This is a genomic window from Halomonas profundus (assembly GCF_020865425.1).
Classification (GTDB): Bacteria; Pseudomonadota; Gammaproteobacteria; order Pseudomonadales; family Halomonadaceae; genus Vreelandella; species Vreelandella titanicae.
Genome location: NZ_CP086344.1, coordinates 2,945,877 through 2,964,706, shown reverse-complemented (window position 1 = coordinate 2,964,706; position 18,830 = coordinate 2,945,877). Strand labels below are relative to the sequence as shown.

The following is an 18,830-nucleotide window of genomic DNA, read 5'->3' as shown; positions in this document are numbered from 1 at the left end:
GGGAGGTGCCGGTGAGTGAGTTCCCCTTTGCGGCGGTGGTCGGCCAGGAGTCGCTGAAGACCGCGCTGCTCCTTAACGCCATTAACCCGCGCATCGGCGGGGTATTGATTAGTGGGCCAAGGGGCAGCGCTAAATCCACCTTAGCTCGGGCGCTGGCCGCCATTCTGCCCAGCGATAGCGAAGGAAAACATGCCCCTTTTGTCACTCTGCCGCTGGGTGCCAGCGAAGACCGGCTGGTTGGCAGTCTGGATCTGCAAAAGGTACTGGCCAATGGCGAAGCTACCTTTCATGCCGGGCTGCTGGCTAAAGCCGACGGCGGGGTGCTCTATGTGGATGAAGTCAATCTGCTACCGGATACCCTGGTTGATTTGCTGCTAGACGTGGCCGCCAGCGGTACCAATATTGTTGAGCGCGATGGCATTAGCCACTCCCACCCGGCGCGCTTTAGCCTGATCGGCACCATGAACCCGGACGAAGGCGAGCTGCGCCCTCAGTTGCTTGACCGCTTTGGCCTCTGCCTTGAACAGGCTGGAACCATAAGCATCGACGAGCGCATTGCCATTGTGCAGCAACGGGAAGCCTTTGACCGCGACCCCACTGGCACGCTCGAACGCGTTGAGGATGCCCAGGCCGCTCTGGCCGGGCGCATTGCTAAAGCGCAGTGCTTGCTCAAAGAGATCACCACCGACACCTGGGTGTATCGAACGATTGCCAACTGCTGTGAAGCCGCGGGCGTTGAAGGTCTGCGGGCAGACGTTACCTGGCACCGCGCCGCCCAGGCCCATGCGGCCTGGCGTGGTGTGGCTAGCGTGGAGCAGCAGGATATCGACACCGTTGAACCCTGGGTGTTGGCTCATCGGCGTACCCAACCGCCTGAGCAGAGCCCGCCATCATCTCCACCTAATGGAACACCTTCGAAAGACGAGAGCGGTTCGTCGTCGGGCAATAACGCATCGACCGCTGGTTCATCCCAACAGAGCGCTGAACAGGGCCAGTGGGGCGCAATGCCTCCCATAGCCCAGGAAGCGATTATCCAACCAGCGGTGAAATTGCCCGATAGCGAAGATCTTTTTAAGCTGGCCAACCGCACCGATACCAACGCTAGCGCTGGAAAAGGTGGTGCGTTGGGCCAGGGGCGATCCCAAGTGACGACTTCCCGGCTGGATGGGTTTGCGACCGTTATCGCCAATCGCGGTCAGTGGCCTTGGCAGCAGCTAAAGATACGCAAGACCCGCTCTGGGCAGGCGACAGCGCACCTGGTGCTGCTGGACACCTCCGGTTCCACCCTGGGTCAGCGCCTGCTGGGCCAGGCAAAGGGGCTGGTCGAATCGCTGGTCAGCCAAGCCTACGCCGCGCGGGAGCAGGTGGCGGTGCTTGGGTTTGGTAATGGTGGCGTGGTGTCGATACTCTCTCGCCGCCGAGCGCCCAAAAACGCGCGGAGCACTCTGGATAGTGCCAAAGGCGGTGGCGGTACCCCGCTGCGGGAAGCGATTATTGAAGCCAAGCGGCTGATCCGCCAGTGGCAGCGCCGCGAGCCCGGCCTGAAGGTGCGCACCTATCTGATTACCGATGGCCGCACCCGGGAAGCCGTTGACGATCTCGCCCCGCTGGAGGACTGTCTGCTGATCGATACCGAACAGTCGAAAGTCAAACGCGGGCAGGGCGCGCGCATCGCCCAGCAGCTGGGTGCGCGTTACTGGCCGGCCTCGTTTGACAAACCCTCTATGGCGCCTTCTTTCTCTGCACATCAACCTGGGAATTCCTCATGAGCGACGCAAGCCACCTCAATCGCATGCAGCGCAAGAAAGACGTGGTCGACGAGCGCATCAGCAAGGCGACGGAAGAACGCGGCGTGCTGATTCTGCTCAAAGGCAACGGCAAGGGTAAAAGCAGCTCCGCTTTCGGCACCATGGCGCGCTCACTGGGGCACGCCCAGCAGTGCGCGGTGATCCAGTTCATCAAAGGCCGCCGCGAAACCGGCGAGTACCTGTTCTTTCGCGATCATCCCAAGCTCGATTGGCACATCATGGGCCACGGCTTTACCTGGGAAACCCAGAACCGCGAGCGGGATATCAAAGCCGCCGAGGCCGCTTGGGCCGTCGCCAAAGGGCTGCTGGAGAACCCCGCCTATCATATGATCGTGCTGGACGAGATGAGCTATATGTTCAAGTACGGCTATCTCGACCCCGAGCCGGTAGTGGAAGCGCTTAAGCGCCGCCCGGCGCACCAGAGCGTCATCATTACCGGGCGCACCATGGCCACGCCGCTGCAGGAAATCGCCGATACCATCAGCGTCGTTCAGGATGAGCGCCACGCCTTTCGCGGCGGCGTCAAAGCCCAGGCAGGGATCGAATACTGATGACGACGCCAACCGCTCGCTGCCCCGCGCTGTTTATCGCTGCCCCGGCCTCAGGCCAGGGCAAAACCACCGTCACGGCGGGCCTGGCGCGCCTGCTGCGCAACCAGGGCAAGGTGGTGCGGGTGTTCAAGACCGGCCCGGACTACCTGGATCCGCAGATACTCGCCCAGGCCTCCGGTCAGCCGGTGGATCAACTGGATCTATGGATGGCAGGCGAAGCCTACTGCCGCCAGCGCTTTTATGATGCCGCCCGTGAAGCGGATTTAATCTTAGTCGAAGGTGCCATGGGACTGTTCGACGGCGAGCCCTCCAGCGCCGATCTGGCGGCCTTGTTTAATATTCCCATGGCGATCGTCATGGATGTAAAAGGCATGGCCCAGACCGCCGCCGCGCTGGTCTCGGGATTGGTCGGCTTTCGCGACGACATTCATATCGCCGGGCTGATCGCCAACGCCTGCGGGTCGCAGCGCCACCGCGAGCTGATCGAAGGGGCGCTGCCGCCGACGATTCCTCTACTGGCCGCCATGCCCCGCGACCCCGAGCTGTCGCTCCCCGAGCGCCACCTGGGCCTCGTCCAGGCGGCGGAGATTCGCGAGGATCTGGAAGCCCGCTTCGAGGCGGGCGCCAAAGCGCTGGAAGCGGCCGGGCTGCTGGACGCGCTCTCGGCGCTTTCACCCGTGACCTTTACCGCGCCCCAGGAACAACTTGCGGCCGTTAAGCCGTTGCTCAAAGGCCACACCATTGGCGTGGCCCGCGATGCCGCCTTCAGCTTTGTCTATCAGGCCAACCTTGATCTGCTGGAGCAGATGGGCGCCACGCTGCGCTTCTTTTCACCGCTGACGGATAGCCACCTGCCGGAATGCGACGCCCTCTGGTTGCCCGGTGGCTACCCGGAGCTTCACGCTCAAACGCTTGCGGATAACGGCGCCATGCGTTCGGCCATTGAGGCTTTCTACCGCGCCGACATGCCCATTCTGGCCGAGTGTGGCGGGCTGCTGTACTGCCTGGAAAGCCTGACCGACTACGACGATATCACCCATACCATGCTGGGCCTGCTGCCTGGGCAGGGGGCCATGCGCGGGCGCCGCGGCTGCCAGGGAATGCAAACCGCCGAGCTGCCGGAAGGCCCGGTTCGCGGTCACGCGCACCACCGCTCCATGGCGGAAGGCACCCCCGAGCCGATTGGCCACGGGCGACGCCAGCGGCACCCCGCACCGGGGGAGGCGATTTACCGTCAAAAGCGCCTGACGGCGACTTATTTACATCTGTTTTTCCCCAATAATCCTGACGCTGTGGCAAGGCTCTTTTCTGCCAGCCCGGCGTACTGCGAACCGCAACACAGCGAGGCATTTACCCATGCAGCCCAATAACGTACAGCTGAATAAGATTCCTGCCACGGTCGTCACCGGTTTTCTCGGCAGCGGCAAAACCACGCTGCTGGCCAATATTCTGCGTCAGGTGACCGGCAAGCGGATCGCCGTGATCGTCAATGAGTTCGGCGAGCAGGATATCGACTCGAGCCTGCTGCGCAGCTGTGCGCTGGGGTGTGAAGAGGGTAGCGAAGGCGGGCAGCTAGCCGGTGAAGACGGCAGTATCTATGAACTGGCCAACGGCTGTATCTGCTGCACGGTGGAAGAAGAGTTTCTGCCGGTCATGAAAAAGCTGGTCGCCCGCCGTGACGATATCGACCACATCCTGATCGAAACCAGCGGCCTGGCGCTGCCCAAGCCGCTGGTGCAGGCGTTCAACTGGCCCGACGTCCGCCAGCACTGCACCGTGGATGCGATTATTACCGTGATCGACGGCCCCGCCGTGGCCGCCGGGCGCTATGCTAGCGACGTGGATAAGGTGGCAGCCCAGCGCCTCGCCGACGAGAGCCTGGATCACGACCCCAGTCTGCGCGAGCTGCTCGATGACCAGCTCAGCGCGGCGGATCTGGTGCTGGTCAGCAAGGCCGACCTGCTCAGCCCGGAAGAGCGCACAAAGGTGGAAGCAGTGATTCAGGCGCGGGTGAGTGCCTCGGTGAAAACGCTATTTATCGATCAGACCCAGACCGCCGACACCACCCAGCTGGAAGCGCTGATGGGCATTGGTGCGGCCAGCGAAAAAAACATCGATAGCATTACCAATCACCACGATAAGCACCACGCCGAAGGCGCTCACCACGACCACGCCCACGATAACTTTGATTCCTGCGTGATCACCCTGGGCGAAGTCGATGGCGACATCCTGGCCGACAAGCTGCAACAGCTTCTGAAAAGCCACGAGATCTACCGCGCCAAGGGCTTCGCGGCGATCCCCGGCAAGCCCATGCGTCGGGTCATCCAGGCGGTGGGCGAGCGCCTGGAAGGCTACTTCGACCGGCTGTGGAGCCAGGACGAGACGCGCCAGACCCAGCTGGTGATCATCGGCAAATCGCTGGATAGCCAACTGCTGCAAAACGAGCTTACCGCGGCTGAAATGAACCCTGAACAGTCGCATACGGCTAGCTAATGCACTTATTTGCCGCCAAGCCCGGAGGTTTTGTCGATGATGAAGGCATCATCGATCTGCAACAGAGCCCCGCCGAGGTCGTGATACTCTCCGCCGCCGATAGCAATCTGTCGGCGCTGGCCCAGGCGGTGGATCGTCTGGGCGAGGCGTACCCCTCGGTGCGGCTGGCCAACTGGATGAACCTGGTAAAACCGGCCGCCTATGATCTCTACGAAGATCGGGTGCTGGAAAAGGCTCAGTTGGTCATCGTCTCGCTGCTGGGCGGCAAGGCCTACTGGCAGTATGGCCACGAACGCCTGCTCGCCTGGGCGGCGGCGAAACCCGAGCGCCAGCTGATAATGGTGCCGGGCTGCGATGCCCCCGATGACGCCCTGCTGGAAGATTCCACCATCGCCTTTGATGACGCGTATCGCGTGTGGCGCTACCTGCGTGAGGGTGGCACTGATAACGCCGAGCAACTGCTGCGCTTTGTCGCCAATGAATACATGGATAAGCACATGGGCGACTGGCAGGAGCCCAAGGTCATCCCGCCAGCGGTGATTTATGCGTCGCAGGAGCAGCAGGCGACCAGCCTCAGCGAGTGGCGCGATCACCAGGTGCCCGGGCGGCCGGTGTGCCTGCTGCTGTTTTATCGCAGCCATTTGCAGGGGGCGAACACCGCCGTACCCGACGGCTTGCTGGCAGCACTTAAAGACCAGGGGCTGGAGCCGTTGGCGGTGGCCGTGGCGTCCCTGAAAGAGGGGCCGTGCATTGATTTTATCAATCACCTGATTGAGCAGACCGGCGCCATGCTGGTGATCAATACCACCAGCTTTGCGGTCAACCGCAACGCCGACGGGCTGGATGCCCTGGGAGAGGAATTACCCGACAACCTCTTTGTAGGCCGACCCGTAGTGCTCCAGGCGATTCTTGCCAGCAGCACGTCGGAAGACTGGCAGGGCATGGCCGCCGGGCTGCATAGCCGCGATGTGGCCATGCAGGTAGTGCTTCCCGAGATGGATGGCCGCGTCATCACGCGGGCGGTGGGCTTTAAAGCCGAGGCCCACTACAACCCGCGCTGCCAGCTGGCGGTGACCCACCACGTGATCCACCCGGAGCGGGCCGCTTTTGTGGCCGAGCTGGCGCGGCGCATTTGTTCGCTGCGGCTGACCCCCAACGGCCAGAAGCGTGTTGCGCTGATCATGGCCAACTATCCCAATCGCGATGGCCGGATCGGTAACGGGGTCGGGCTGGATACCCCCGCGTCGACGCTGCAGATTCTCAGCGCCCTGAAAGAGGCGGGGTACCCGCTCAGCGATCTGCCGGAAAACGGCGATGAATTGATCCGCCAGCTTCAGGGCGCGGTGACCAACGATCACGGCAGCCTCGACCAGCGCGCCTGCTGGCAGAGCATCAGCGTTGACGACTATCTGGCCTGGTTTCAAACCCTGCCCACTGAGCTTCAGGAAACCGTATGGACGCGCTGGGGCGCGCCTCACGAAGACCCCAAATGCCGCCAGGGGCGCTTGATGATTGCGGGTATTCGTTTGGGTGAGACCTTCGTGGGTATCCAGCCGGAACGCGATTTTATCGACGATCTCACCCAGTCCTATCACGATATGGAGCTGGCGCCGCCCCACAGCTACCTGGCGTTTTATTTTTGGCTGCGCGCGCACTACCAGGTCGATGCGGTCATCCACGTGGGCAAGCACGGCAACCTGGAGTGGCTGCCGGGTAAAAGCATCGCCCTGAGCGCCGACTGCTGGCCGGATATTGCCCTGGGGCCGCTGCCGCACTTTTATCCGTTTATCGTCAACGACCCCGGCGAGGGCGCCCAGGCCAAGCGCCGCAGCCATGCGGTGATCATCGACCACCTGATGCCGCCGCTGGCCAGGGCTGAACTCTACGGCGCTATGGCCGAGCTTGAAGCGCTCACCGACGAATATTATCAAGCGCTGGATATGGATCCCCGCCGGGAAGCGCTAATACGCAGCCAGATTCTCGCCCACCTGCGTGATACCGGCATTGATCAGGAACTGTCCCACGTGGCAAGCGGTGAATGTGAGGCCGAGATTCTCAACGCGCTGGATACCTTTCTGTGCGACATCAAGGAATCACAGATCCGTCACGGCTTGCACATATTCGGCACGCTGCCGCCGGAAGAGAAGCGGGCGGGCACCTTGGTGGCGCTGTTGCGACTACCCCGTGGCGAAGCGGTGGCAAGCCGCGGCTTGCTGCATAACCTAGCAAGCGATCTAGGCTTGGATTTTGATCCGCTAGCCGCGGGCAACGAGCCCTGGCAGGGGCCTAAGCCGGCCATTCTAAGCCGGCAGCTCGATACCCCCTGGCGTACCGGGGCAGATGCTCGCGAGCGGCTGGAACTGCTGGCCGAGCGCTGGGTGGCCGACTACGTCTTGGCAGACGGCTGCCTGGATGACCTGGCCCGAGATTACCCCGATACGGCAGCGCAGCTGCGCTACGCCCGCGACCAGCTATGGGTCACCATGCAGCGCGGCGTAAAAATGGAAATTCAGTCCCTGCTCGACGGCCTCGAGGGCATCTTCGTGCCCGCCGGGCCCAGCGGTGCGCCCAGCCGGGGGCGGCTGGATACGCTACCCACCGGGCGCAACTTTTTCAGCGTCGATAACCGCTCGATTCCATCGCCCGCCGCCTGGACGCTGGGCGAAAAATCCGCCCAGGCGTTTGTCGAACGCTACCTGCAGGATCACGGCGACTACCCGCGGCGGCTGGGGCTATCCATCTGGGGCACCGCCACCATGCGTACCGGCGGCGATGACATCGCCCAGGCCTTCGCGCTGATGGGCGTGCGGCCCATCTGGTCGCTGGGTTCCCAGCGGGTGAGCGACTTTGAGGTCATCCCCTCGATGCTGCTCAATCGCCCACGGGTAGACGTCACGCTGCGGGTATCCGGGTTCTTCCGTGATGCATTCCCCAACGTGATTAGGCTGTTTGATGCCGCGGTGCAGGCGGTGGCTGCGTACGAGGAACCAGGTAATAGCAATACCATCCGCGAGGCGGTGCTTTCCCGCCAGCGAGAACTGGAAGACCAGGGACTAAGCCCCGAGATGGCCGCTCAGGAGGCGAGCTACCGCATCTTTGGCAGCAAGCCCGGCGAATACGGCGCGGGCCTCAACCGGCTGATTGAAAACCGCGCCTGGGACAGCGCCGACGATCTGGCCGAGGCCTACATGGAGACAGGCGCCTACGCCTACGGCCAGTTCAAGGCCTCCGGCACCGCTGCGCGGTCGGCGTTCGAGCAGCAGCTCCAGGGGCTGGATGCGGTGATGCAAAACCAGGATAACCGCGAGCACGATATCCTCGATTCCAACAGCTATTACGCCTTCCAGGGCGGCATGGCCAACGCCACGCGCTCGCTGAGTGGAAAGGCGCCGGAGATTTACCACGCCGACCACGCCAACCCCGCGATGCCCAAGATTCGCACCCTGAAAGAGGAACTGGCGAAGGTGATTCGCTCGCGGGTGCTGAACCCCAAATGGATCAACGCCATGCGCGAGCACGGCTACAAAGGCGCCTTTGAGATGGCCGCCACGGTGGACTACCTGTTTGCCTACGACGCCACCACCGATCTGATTGCCGACTACCAGTACGCCCAGGTGAGCGACGCCCTGGTGCTCGACGCCGCCAATCAGCAGTTCCTGCGCGAGCACAACCCAGCCGCCCTGGAAGAGATGGCCGAGCGCTTACTCGAAGCCGCCCAGCGGGGCATGTGGCAAGACCCAGGCGAGCACGGCCAGGCGCTTCAGGATCTGCTGCTGGAAATGGACGAAGCCAAAGAGACCAGTGGTCATGTTGCCCAGCCCGCGCATTAAAGGCTGGTGCCCCGGCGCGTGGCGACCCATGGCCACCGGCGATGGCCTGCTGGTGCGTGTGCGCCCGTCGCTGAGCCAGCTATCGAGCCAACAGGTAGTGGCACTGTGCGACGCCGCCGAGACCTTCGGCAGCGGTTTAATCGAGCTGACCAGCCGGGCCAACCTGCAGCTGCGTGGTGTGACCGACGCAAGCTGGCCACCGCTGATGGCGTTTCTGGTCGAACATCAGTTGGTGAGCGACGACCCGGAAGCAGAACGTCAGCCGCAGCTGATGCTGGTGCCCGCCTGGCAAAAGGGCGATGACACCCATACCATTGCCCGCCTGTTGCAGACGCGGGGTAGCGAATTAGCCACCATGCCCGGCAAGGTCGGCATCGCCATCGATGCGGGAAACGCTCCGGTGCTTGTCGACAGCGCCGCCGATTTTCGTATCGAGCGCTCAACAGAAGGCGACCTGCTGGTACGCGCCGATGGCTACGCGCTAGGCACGGCGGTGAGCGATACCGATGCCGCCGTCGAGCAGCTGATACGCCTGACCCACTGGTTCGTGGCTACCGGCGGCTGGGATGCCGGGCGTATGCGTCGTCACACAGCACCGCTGCCCGATTGGGCGCCGGCTGATACCGCCCCTGCACCCCCCGGTGAGAAGCTGGCGCTGGGCGAACATCGCGAGGGCATGGTGGTTGGCCTGCCTTTTGGCCGGGTAGCGGCTGATACACTGCGCGAGGCGGTCTCCCCGGTAAGTGGCTCTCTAACAAGTGCCTCGTTAGTAAATATCAGTGCTGTGCAGGTTACCCCCTGGCGGCGCCTGTTGTTGCAGGATTGCGATACACTACCCGCGATTGATGGCTTGATCCGTCATAATAGTGACCCGCGGCTAGCGATGAACGCCTGCCCCGGCGCGCCCTATTGCGAACAGGCGAGTGTCGCCACCCAGCCGCTTGCCGAGAAGCTAAACGGCTGGGTGGAAGGAACCGTGCATATATCCGGCTGCGCTAAAGGCTGCGCCCGCCAACGACCGGCAGCGCTGTGTCTTACCGGCCGCGATGGTCGCTTTGACGTGATAATCAATGGCCGCGCCGATAGCGCACCGGTTAAGTCAGGCCTCACTGAGAATGAGGCGTTGGATGTTATTAAAAAGCTCAGCGAAAGCCGTTAGGTTTAGCGATATTAAAAAAATAGTGGCTTATATGCTGGATAGCTGAGTGCCAGGGCAGGTTGTAGCGAGGGTCTTTCGACAGGCCGGAAAATGTTCCCGACATCTCCGGCATTTCCGCCATCCATGGCGGTCAGATGTCGAAAGTAGCGCCCACGGATGAGTTCACAGCGCCCTCGGGGAAACCTGCCCTGGCACGGATGCCTTGCAGACCAGTAACTGCGAATTAGTTTATTTGGAGAGTTTGGGTGCCCTATAAGTATGAAACCAGTGGCCCGGCGATTTACCGGGAGTCGTTTGCGATTATTCGCAGTGAAGCCGAGCTTGGCCGCTTTTCAGTGGAAGAAGAGACCGTGGCGGTGCGCATGATTCACGCCGCCGGGCTGGTGGAATTGGCCGCGCATATTCATTTTCAAAACGACGTGGTCAATAAGGCCCGTGCCGCGTTAGAGCAGGGCGCACCGATCCTCTGTGATGCTCGAATGGTCTCGGAAGGCATCACCCGCAAACGGCTGCCCGCTGACAACGAGATCATCTGCACCCTCAACGATGAGCGCACGCCCGGCCTTGCCCAGGAAATGGCCAACACCCGCTCGGCGGCGGCGCTGGAACTCTGGCGGCCCCACCTGGAAGGCGCCGTGGTCGCCATTGGCAACGCGCCCACCGCGCTGTTTCACCTGCTCAATATGCTCGAAGACCCGGCGTGCCCGCGCCCGGCGGCGATTATCGGCTGCCCGGTCGGCTTTGTCGGCACGGCGGAATCCAAGGAAGCGCTGTTGGCTAACCCGGCACTGCCCAGCTGTATCGTCCGCGGGCGTCTGGGCGGCAGCGCCGTCACGGTGGCGGCCATCAACGCCATGGCGGATCGCATCGAATGACCCAGGGAACTGTATACGGCGTTGGCCTGGGGCCAGGCAGCCAAGACTTGATGAGCGTGCGCGCTGACCGCCTGATACGCGGGGCGACCCACGTGGCGTATTTCCGTAAAAAGGGCCGCTGCGGCCATGCGCGCACCATCGTGGAGGGCATGATCCCGCCCGGCGCGATCGAGCTGCCCATGGAATACCCGGTCACCACGGAAATTCCCTTTGACGACCCGCGCTACAATGAGCTACTGGCAGCTTTCTACGAACGCAGCGTGGCCCAGCTTATCGAGATGGCAGAAGCCGGGTGCGATGTGGTGGTGCTGTGTGAAGGCGACCCGTTCTTCTACGGCTCCTTCATGCACCTCTACACGAGACTGTTGAACCGCGTGCCAGTCTCGGTAGTGCCGGGGATTACCGGCATGTCGGCGGCGTGGACGGCCACCGACCAGCCCATTACCTGGGGCGATGACATCCTGACCGTGCTGATGGCCACGCTACCCGAAGACGCGTTGGCCGAGCGCATCGCCCAAACCGACGCGCTGGTAGTGATGAAGATAGGCCGTAACCTGGCCAAGCTACGCCGGGCCCTGGTTCACGCTGGTCGCGAAGGCGAAGCCTGGCTGATCGAGTACGCCGCCATGTCGCAACAACGCGTATTGCCGCTGGCGGACGTGGGCGAGAGCGTGCCGTACTTCTCGATTGTGCTGATCCATGGCCACGGGAGGCGACCATGAGCGGCTGGCTGAAAATCGTCGGCCTGGGGCCGGGCTCAGAGGCCATGGTCACCCCCGAGGTAACTGCTGCGCTGGAGGAAGCCACCGACGTGGTGGGCTATGTGCCCTACGTTAATCGGGTCGCGCCGCGTGCTGGATTAGTCCGCCACGGCTCGGATAACCGCGAAGAGATCCGCCGGGCAGAGCAGGCGCTACAGCTGGCGCTTGAGGGCCACCGGGTGGTGGTGGTGTCTTCCGGCGACCCCGGCGTCTTTGCCATGGCCGCTGCGGTGTTCGAGGCGCTGGAAGCGGGCGATGCCCAGATGCGCACGCTGGATATTCAGGTACTGCCGGGTATTTCCGCCATGCTGGCCGCCAGCGCAAGCGTCGGCGCGCCGCTGGGGCACGACTTCTGCTGCATTAATCTATCCGACAATTTGAAGCCCTGGGCACTGATTGAAAAGCGCCTGCGCCTGGCCGCTGAGGCCGACTTCGCCATGGCGTTTTACAATCCCCGCTCCAAGGCACGCCCAGCGGGCTTCGAGCGCACGCTGGACGTACTGCGGGAAGTCTGCGGGCCGGATAGGCTGATCATTTTCGCCCGGGCGGTTTCCACGCCGGAAGAGTCGATTCGCGTCACCACGCTAGGCGAGGCAACGCCGGACATGGCCGATATGCGCACGCTGGTGATCGTCGGCTCACAGCAGACACGACTGATTGACCGCAGTGGATCGCCGCTGGTTTATACGCCGCGCTCGGCTGATTAAACGTGGTCGCTGAGCCAGCTAAACACGTCATCGATGCAATGAACTTCGTGGCGGGGTGGCAGTGCTGGCCGTTCGATCATCACAATGGGCAGGCCGAGGGTTCTTGCCGCGGTGAGTTTGGACGCGGCCCCTTCGCCGCCGGCGTTTTTACACACGATGCGCTGGATGCGCTGATTTTCCAACAGGGCGAGATCGCCTTCCAGCGTAAACGGGCCTCGATCAATCACGGTGCTGACATCCGGCAGCGGCGGCGGGCTGGTAGGCTGGTCAACCAAGCGCAGCACGTAATGGTGCTGGGGCTGGGCGGCAAAGGCTGCAAGGTGCATTCGGCCAATGGCGAGCAGCACTCGCTGGGGCGGGCCCGTCAGGGCGCTGACGGCTTCATCGATACTTGCCACGCTTTGCCACTGGTCACCTTCAACGGGTCGCCAGGCAGGCCGGGTAAGGGCAATGGCCTTTACGCCGCACTGGGCCGCGGCGGCGACTACGTTCGTGCTCATCTGCGCGGCAAAGGGGTGGGTGGCATCAACGATATGGGTAATGCGCTCCTGTGCCACAAAGGCGGCAAGGCCGCTAACGCCGCCAAACCCACCAATGCGAGTCGGCAGCGGCTGGGGTTTAGGCGTGGCAACACGACCTGCATAGCTGAAAATGGCGGGAAGCCCGCGCTTGGCAACCGCACTGGCCAGGGCGCTGGCCTCCGAGGTTCCCCCGAGAATTAGGATCTTGATCATGGTTGAAATTTCTCATGCTCCAGTGGGTCAGGCTCCCTGGCTGACCCTTTTAGGCTGGGGGGAGAGTGGCACACAGGCGCTAACGGCGGCAAGCCGCGCCGCACTGGAAAGTGCCGAGGTAGTGTTCGGCGCACGCCGCCATCTGCGCCTTTTGCCGCCACTAAATGCCGAGGTGATTGAGTGGCCGGTGCCCTTTGCTGATGGCATTCCAGAGCTGCTTAATCAGCGCGGCCGTCGGGTGGTCATGCTGGTCTCGAACGACCCGTTCTGGTTTGGGGCGGGCAGCACCCTGGCGCAGCATCTCAGCGCTGACGAGTGGCTGGCATTGCCAGCGCCTTCCACCTTTAGCCTGGCGGCTTCCCGCCTGGGTTGGCCGCTGGAGCGCTGCACCTGCCTGGGCCTGCACGCCAAACCGCTGACGCGCATTCGACCTTACCTGCATGCCGGTAGGCGTTTGCTGGTGCTGGTAAGAGACGGCGAAGCGGTGGCTGAACTTGCCTCCCTGGTTAGCCGATTCGGCTTTGGGGATTCCCAGCTAACGATACAGGAAGCCCTGGGCGGCGATAACGAGCGCATTCGCCATTGTCGTGTCGACGCCAGCTTGCCCCAGGATATCGCCCACCCGGTCGCGTTAGCGTTGGAAGTAGCTGGTAACGGCCCCGCCTTGCCGCTGACGCCCGGCCTGCCGGATCACTTTTTTGACCACGACGGCCAGATCACCAAACAGACCATTCGCGCCATCACCCTGGCGGCGCTGGCCCCCATGCCCGGCGAGCGGCTATGGGATATCGGCACCGGGTCGGGGTCGGTCGCCATTGAGTGGCTGCTCGCTCACCCTGATAATCAGGCGGTAGGCTTCGAGCAAAACGCAGAACGGGCAGCGCGAGCGGGGAGCAATGCAGAGAACCTGGGCGTCGATTGGTTGGAAGTAAAAGAGGGCAGCGCGCCGGAAGTGCTAAACGATACGCCGCTTCCCGATGCGGTATTTATCGGCGGCGGGTTATCCCAAGCGCTGTTAGACGACTTATGGCAGCGCCTGCCCGAAGGCGTGCGCGTCGTCGCCAATGCCGTCACCCTGGAATCCGAAGCGCTGCTGGCGCACTGGCAGCACAAGGTAGGTGGCGAACTGCTGCGGCTGGAACTTGCCAACGCCGCCCCCATCGGCGCCCGGCGGGGCTGGAAGGCCAGCTACCCGATTGTTCAGTGGCGGGGCGTTCGATGAAGCAATCGGCGTTGAAAATAGCAGGGTTTGGTTTTCGCAGTGAAGCCCCGCTTGAGTCGCTCGCCCAGGCGTTGGATCAACTTACCGAGCACTACGGGGCTATCGATAAGTTGGCGGCGGCTCATTCCATGCTGCCGTTAGTCGAAGAATTGGGACGACTGCGAGGCATCAAGGTTATCGCCGTGGCGGACGCCGAGCTACCGACGGTGACAACGCTTACTCATTCAACACAGAGTATGCAGGCGCGCGGTACGGGCAGCGTGGCTGAGGCCGTGGCGCTATTAGCGGCAGGCCCAGGGGCAACGCTGCTAGGGCCACGGATAATTTCAGCGGATCGTAAGGCCACCGCCGCGTTGGCGTTAGCAGAAGGAAATAAACAATGACAGTACACTTTATCGGCGCAGGCCCCGGCGCACCGGATCTGCTTACCCTGCGCGGGCGCGACCTGATCGCCGCCTGCCCGGTGTGCCTGTACGCGGGCTCATTAGTGCCGGAGCAAATCCTCGAGCACTGCCCAGCTGGGGCGCGGGTGATCAATACCGCGCCGCTCTCGCTGGATGACATCATGCAGGAGATCAGCCGCGCCCACGCCAAAGACCAGGATGTCGCCCGACTGCATTCGGGGGATCTATCGTTGTGGTCGGCCATGGGCGAGCAACTGCGCCGCCTGCGTGAGCTGGATATCCCCTACAGCATTACCCCCGGTGTGCCAGCCTTCGCGGCAGCCTCGGCAACCTTGGGCCAGGAGCTAACGCTGCCCGGTGTCGCCCAGTCGGTAGTGCTCACCCGCACGCCGGGGCGGGCCAGCGCCATGCCTAGCGACGAGACACTTGCCAATTTCGCCCGCACCGGTGCCACGCTGGCCATTCACCTCTCCATCCATAATCTTTCCCAGGTGGTCGAGAGCCTGACGCCTTACTACGGCGAGCAGTGCCCGGTAGCAATTGTATGGCGGGCAAGCTGGCCCGATGAGCGGGTGGTGCGTGGGCGGCTAGCCACCATAGAAGCGCTGATCGATGACACCATGCAGCGCACCGCGCTAATTCTGGTGGGGCCGGTGCTGGAGAGCGACGACTTCCAGGAGAGCAGCCTCTACGCTGTGGGCTACGACCGACGCTTTCGTCCCCAATCGGCGGATTCGCCTTTTGCCACGGCAAGCCAAGACCAAGAGAGCGAACCATGATCACGCTGTCGCTAATAGGCATCGGCACCGGCAACCTTGATCACGTCACTCTGGCCGCCGTGCGCGCTCTCAATAACGCCGACCTGATCCTGCTGCCCCGCAAAGGCGAGGCCAAGTCAGATTTGATCGACCTGCGCCGCTTGCTCTGCGAACGGCTGCTGGAAGCGCCGGTGACCACCAAAATCGTCGAGTTCGACCTCCCCAGCCGCGATGGCCGCAATGACTACCTGGTCGCGGTAGACGACTGGCACGCTGCCATCGCCAGCGTCTGGGCGCAGCTAATCGATGAACATCTTCCCAACGGCGGGCGGGTAGGGATGCTGGTGTGGGGCGACCCCTCGCTTTACGACAGCAGCCTGCGTATTACCCAGCGCCTAAGCACTGCGGGTAAGCAGGTTGATGTAGAGGTGGTGCCAGGCATCACCAGCCTGCAAGTGCTCACCGCCGAACATAAAATCCCCCTCAACGCCCTCGCCGAGCCGATACAAATCACCACCGGCCGTCGCCTGCGCGAGCGTGGCTGGCCAAGCGATGCCGCCACCGTCGCGGTAATGCTGGATAGCGGCGGGGCCTTTACCTCGCTCCCGCAAGACGACATCTACATCTGGTGGGGCGCTTACCTGGGCATGGAGAAACAGTGCCTAATCAAAGGCTGGCTTAATGAGGTCAGCGACGAGATTATCGAGCGGCGCGCCGAATTGCGCGAAAGTTATGGCTGGATAATGGACTGTTATTTGATGGCGCGCGAGCCGCTCTTATAAGCCTGAGTAGAGGGCGGCATCTCGTACAGTAATTATAAATAATCTGGAGAGCTGATAGGCTTTATGTGTGCTTAAAGGAATTATGCCGATGCAACAAGATGCGCGTATTATCTCTCGTTCAGCTGTTTTTAGCCGCAGGATTTTTCCTGCCGTATGGTTAATCTTTACCAGCTTGATGACTTTGTCATTTTTGTACCATGCAGGTGGCTTTACAATAGCCGTATTTATCCCCCTTGGCATGATTGTTTTTATGGCTCATTCGTTTAAAAAGGCTTATGCAGGTGTAGCCAACTGTGTGTATGACAATGGTGACAGCTTGACGTTTGTGTACGGAAAAGAGCGAGAGATAGTGTATTTAAAGGATGTGATGAACGTTAACTATCAGTCCATGGTGTCACCCGATAAAGTGACACTGACGCTACGAAGATCCGGCGCTGAGAAAACCTCTACCCGCGAGGTTGCTTTCCTTCCGACCAGAACCAATTGGAATACAGGCGATATATCGTTCAAAACTTTCAGACGCGAGAATCGGCTTTTCGAAGAATTGGTTGAACGAGTCGACACGGCAAGGCGCCATGACGATAAAGCTGGGTAACTCAGCAGTTACTAAATTACCCTAGGCGCAGAACTATTGGACTCAAAACTGTCTAGGAAGCAGAAAATTTTTCATTCGCTTACACTCCAGGAGCACCCCATGAGCTTTTACGTTTATCTATCCGGTGAGATTCACACCGACTGGCGCGAAGAAATCCAGCGCGGCGCCGAGGCAGCGGGCCTGGATATCGTGTTTACCGCTCCGGTCACCGACCACGCCGCCTCTGACGCCGCCGGCGACCACCTGGGCAAGCCGGAAAATGGCTTCTGGCGCGACCACCAGTCCTCCAAGGTCAACGCCATCCGTACCCGCACCATGATCGAGCAGGCTGATCTGGTCGTTGTACGCTTCGGCGACCAGTACAAACAGTGGAACGCCGCCTTCGACGCAGGCTACTGCGCCGCCCTCGCCAAGCCCTACATCACTCTACACAGCGAAGACATCGTCCACCCGCTGAAAGAAGTCGATGCCGGCGCGAACGCCTGGTGCACCACCACCGATCAAGTGGTTGAAACTCTGCGTTACGTTCTCAAAGCGTAAACCCAAGGCGCCTCCCACAAACCTTGCCACTGCACATTAGTGGTGTTGAACCGGCGTTGTGGGAGGGCGCTTCAGCGCGCGACCCCCCCGCGCCATAAACAATCCAGCCCAATATAGTGCTAGGCCACTATTGCGAATGTACTTCGCTTACCACGCACTACAAACCCCTTAAAATCAAACGATTGCACACTTGTAGCGCGGCGTAACGCTTGGCGAGGAACGAGCCAAAAGGCACCCGCGAAGGCAGCGCCAGCTGCCCAAAACATGCTCCAGCTCAATTTTTCTTCAGAGTCCCGTGACCTAAGCCCATTTTATGAATACATTATGATCAGATCAGCAAAACGATGCGTACGCGAATTTTGGATATACTGCCAAGCTATTATTAATTAACTTAAATATCAGATGATTAGGACTGCTTCGGCGCGCGCGATAAGAATGTTGAACAGCGCAGCGCGTTCATTCAATACCAAAACGTGCAGTCTAATCGCTGTTACATTTTCTGTCGAATCTAGGAGTATGAGTTGAAACTGAAGGAAAAACTGAAGAAGACGAGAAGGAGATCACTCCTATCCTATTTGGTCATTTTTTTAGCAGTTGTCTATTTTTTGATGACTATTGTCAAAGGTCTTTACCTTTGGACAGAGGGAAGTAACGTCAGTATCACTCTAAGTATTCATTCTGCAATGAGCTGGGTAATAAATACGACATGGATATTTCCGCTCAGTAGTCTCTGGCAATCGATACCCGCAGTACCTTTCGAAGGCAGGAGCATCTTGGAATTTTATAAGGTCATCGTTCCTCCAATGGTCGTGATCGGCATTTGCGCTCTGTTTATTTCAGACCATAGAACGTTAAGAGCTAAATTTTATGAGCTAAAATCTGAAATCGAAAAAGAGATTAACTTACGAGAAATGCGCAAAGAGGCTGGTTTGGAAACCGTTGCGGAGAATGCGACTGTCGATGTTGTTATCAGCAACGCAACCAACAACGACCCCGCGTGGCATGAGACATGGTGGGGGCTCATTGTCATCGGTGTAGCAGTTGCCCTTATTGTTGCGGCCTTTGGGATTAAGTAGCCACAATGTAACAAGTGGGTGAAGCTGACCGGTACTACGCTGCACTCCGTCCCGGCAGCTTACCCAAAGCGTTAGGCGTAAGGAAACCTTAGTGGGAGAAGTAAATATCGACTATATCGCTTGGTGGGGAGCAGGTCTTTCCACACTGCTTGCGTTCGTAAAGTTGTGGGAGCTCTGGCGAGACCGGTTTCGGATTGATATTGGGTATGGATTCACGGGTGACCCAGGGATGGGCAATGACATCCACATTCGTAACTTAGCCGGAAAGCCAATAATTCTTGGTTACTGGGAGTTGTTCTATCGTTCAAACTGGTGGCCGCTTCGTAAGGATTCTCATATCGATTCCCCGGGGCCAGATGCACACGATGTAAGAATTGAAGGGCATTCGAGCAAGACTATCAACTTTAGCGGGATAGACCACTTTGATTGGGGGTGGAAGGCGATGAAGGGGCGGCGCATTTACATTCGACTCCACATCGCTGGGCGTAGGCCAAAGGTAAAGAAAGTCTATGGGTAATCGTTCACCTAGCCAAGC

The 18,830-nt window shown here is 60.8% G+C and carries 17 protein-coding genes; 16 read left to right on the top strand and 1 reads right to left on the bottom strand.

The genetic code is table 11. From position 1 onward, the window contains the following. The first annotated feature begins 11 nt into the window (after window positions 1-11). The 9 genes from LMS44_RS13520 to cobJ all read left to right on the top strand — a co-directional run bounded on the left by LMS44_RS13520 (window position 12) and on the right by cobJ (window position 12,184). Window positions 12-1,769 carry an ATP-binding protein gene (locus LMS44_RS13520; protein ID WP_498945387.1) on the top strand — a complete coding sequence of 586 codons (1,758 nt, stop codon included), beginning with the start codon at window positions 12-14 and terminating at the stop codon, window positions 1,767-1,769. Beyond that, window positions 1,766-2,359, top strand: a complete 594-nt coding sequence (gene cobO, locus LMS44_RS13515; protein ID WP_498945385.1) for a cob(I)yrinic acid a,c-diamide adenosyltransferase — start codon at window positions 1,766-1,768, stop codon at window positions 2,357-2,359. Before LMS44_RS13520 ends, cobO begins: the two co-directional genes overlap by 4 nt. After that, on the top strand, window positions 2,359-3,729 hold the full coding sequence (locus LMS44_RS13510) for a hydrogenobyrinic/cobyrinic acid a,c-diamide synthase (RefSeq protein ID WP_498945383.1): 1,371 nt from the start codon (window positions 2,359-2,361) through the stop codon (window positions 3,727-3,729). The genes cobO and LMS44_RS13510 overlap by 1 nt, the downstream gene beginning before the upstream one ends. Next, window positions 3,716-4,852 carry a CobW family protein gene (cobW, locus tag LMS44_RS13505; protein ID WP_498945381.1) on the top strand — a complete coding sequence of 379 codons (1,137 nt, stop codon included), beginning with the start codon at window positions 3,716-3,718 and terminating at the stop codon, window positions 4,850-4,852. The genes LMS44_RS13510 and cobW overlap by 14 nt, the downstream gene beginning before the upstream one ends. Then, window positions 4,852-8,682, top strand: coding sequence for a cobaltochelatase subunit CobN (gene cobN, locus LMS44_RS13500; RefSeq protein WP_498945379.1), 3,831 nt, complete (start codon window positions 4,852-4,854; stop codon window positions 8,680-8,682). Before cobW ends, cobN begins: the two co-directional genes overlap by 1 nt. Then, window positions 8,660-9,841: a ferredoxin-like domain-containing protein gene (locus LMS44_RS13495; protein ID WP_278371781.1), complete on the top strand. Its 1,182-nt coding sequence runs from the start codon at window positions 8,660-8,662 to the stop codon at window positions 9,839-9,841. The genes cobN and LMS44_RS13495 overlap by 23 nt, the downstream gene beginning before the upstream one ends. A gap of 245 nt (window positions 9,842-10,086) precedes the next feature. Next, a complete protein-coding gene (locus LMS44_RS13490) occupies window positions 10,087-10,716 on the top strand; it encodes a precorrin-8X methylmutase (RefSeq protein ID WP_498945377.1) in 630 nt (209 codons plus the stop codon). Then, window positions 10,713-11,438 carry a precorrin-2 C(20)-methyltransferase gene (gene cobI / locus LMS44_RS13485; protein ID WP_113269536.1) on the top strand — a complete coding sequence of 242 codons (726 nt, stop codon included), beginning with the start codon at window positions 10,713-10,715 and terminating at the stop codon, window positions 11,436-11,438. The genes LMS44_RS13490 and cobI overlap by 4 nt, the downstream gene beginning before the upstream one ends. Then, window positions 11,435-12,184, top strand: a complete 750-nt coding sequence (cobJ, locus tag LMS44_RS13480; protein ID WP_476488270.1) for a precorrin-3B C(17)-methyltransferase — start codon at window positions 11,435-11,437, stop codon at window positions 12,182-12,184. Before cobI ends, cobJ begins: the two co-directional genes overlap by 4 nt. Here cobJ and LMS44_RS13475 read toward each other — a convergent pair. Then, window positions 12,181-12,918 (bottom strand): precorrin-6A/cobalt-precorrin-6A reductase, encoded by a 738-nt coding sequence (locus LMS44_RS13475; RefSeq protein WP_498945374.1) that lies wholly within the window; start codon window positions 12,916-12,918, stop codon window positions 12,181-12,183. The two genes, cobJ and LMS44_RS13475, sit on opposite strands and share 4 nt — an antisense overlap. Between LMS44_RS13475 and cbiE the strand changes: the two genes are divergently transcribed. From cbiE to LMS44_RS13440, 7 genes are all read left to right on the top strand, one after another. Further along, window positions 12,917-14,140, top strand: a complete 1,224-nt coding sequence (gene cbiE / locus LMS44_RS13470) for a bifunctional cobalt-precorrin-7 (C(5))-methyltransferase/cobalt-precorrin-6B (C(15))-methyltransferase (protein ID WP_498945372.1) — start codon at window positions 12,917-12,919, stop codon at window positions 14,138-14,140. The two genes, LMS44_RS13475 and cbiE, sit on opposite strands and share 2 nt — an antisense overlap. Beyond that, entirely contained in the window at window positions 14,137-14,523 is a 387-nt protein-coding gene (locus LMS44_RS13465; RefSeq protein WP_498945370.1) for a cobalamin biosynthesis protein, read from the top strand. Before cbiE ends, LMS44_RS13465 begins: the two co-directional genes overlap by 4 nt. Further along, window positions 14,520-15,323, top strand: coding sequence for a cobalt-precorrin-4/precorrin-4 C(11)-methyltransferase (cobM, locus tag LMS44_RS13460; RefSeq protein ID WP_498945368.1), 804 nt, complete (start codon window positions 14,520-14,522; stop codon window positions 15,321-15,323). The genes LMS44_RS13465 and cobM overlap by 4 nt, the downstream gene beginning before the upstream one ends. After that, entirely contained in the window at window positions 15,320-16,084 is a 765-nt protein-coding gene (gene cobF / locus LMS44_RS13455) for a precorrin 6A synthase (protein ID WP_498945366.1), read from the top strand. Before cobM ends, cobF begins: the two co-directional genes overlap by 4 nt. A gap of 88 nt (window positions 16,085-16,172) precedes the next feature. After that, window positions 16,173-16,679, top strand: coding sequence for a hypothetical protein (locus LMS44_RS13450; RefSeq protein ID WP_236614949.1), 507 nt, complete (start codon window positions 16,173-16,175; stop codon window positions 16,677-16,679). Window positions 16,680-16,778: 99 nt separating this feature from the next. After that, window positions 16,779-17,219 carry a YtoQ family protein gene (locus LMS44_RS13445; protein WP_039859147.1) on the top strand — a complete coding sequence of 147 codons (441 nt, stop codon included), beginning with the start codon at window positions 16,779-16,781 and terminating at the stop codon, window positions 17,217-17,219. 521 nt (window positions 17,220-17,740) lie between these two features. Further along, entirely contained in the window at window positions 17,741-18,295 is a 555-nt protein-coding gene (locus tag LMS44_RS13440; RefSeq protein WP_476488264.1) for a hypothetical protein, read from the top strand. The last annotated feature ends 535 nt before the right edge of the window (window positions 18,296-18,830 follow it).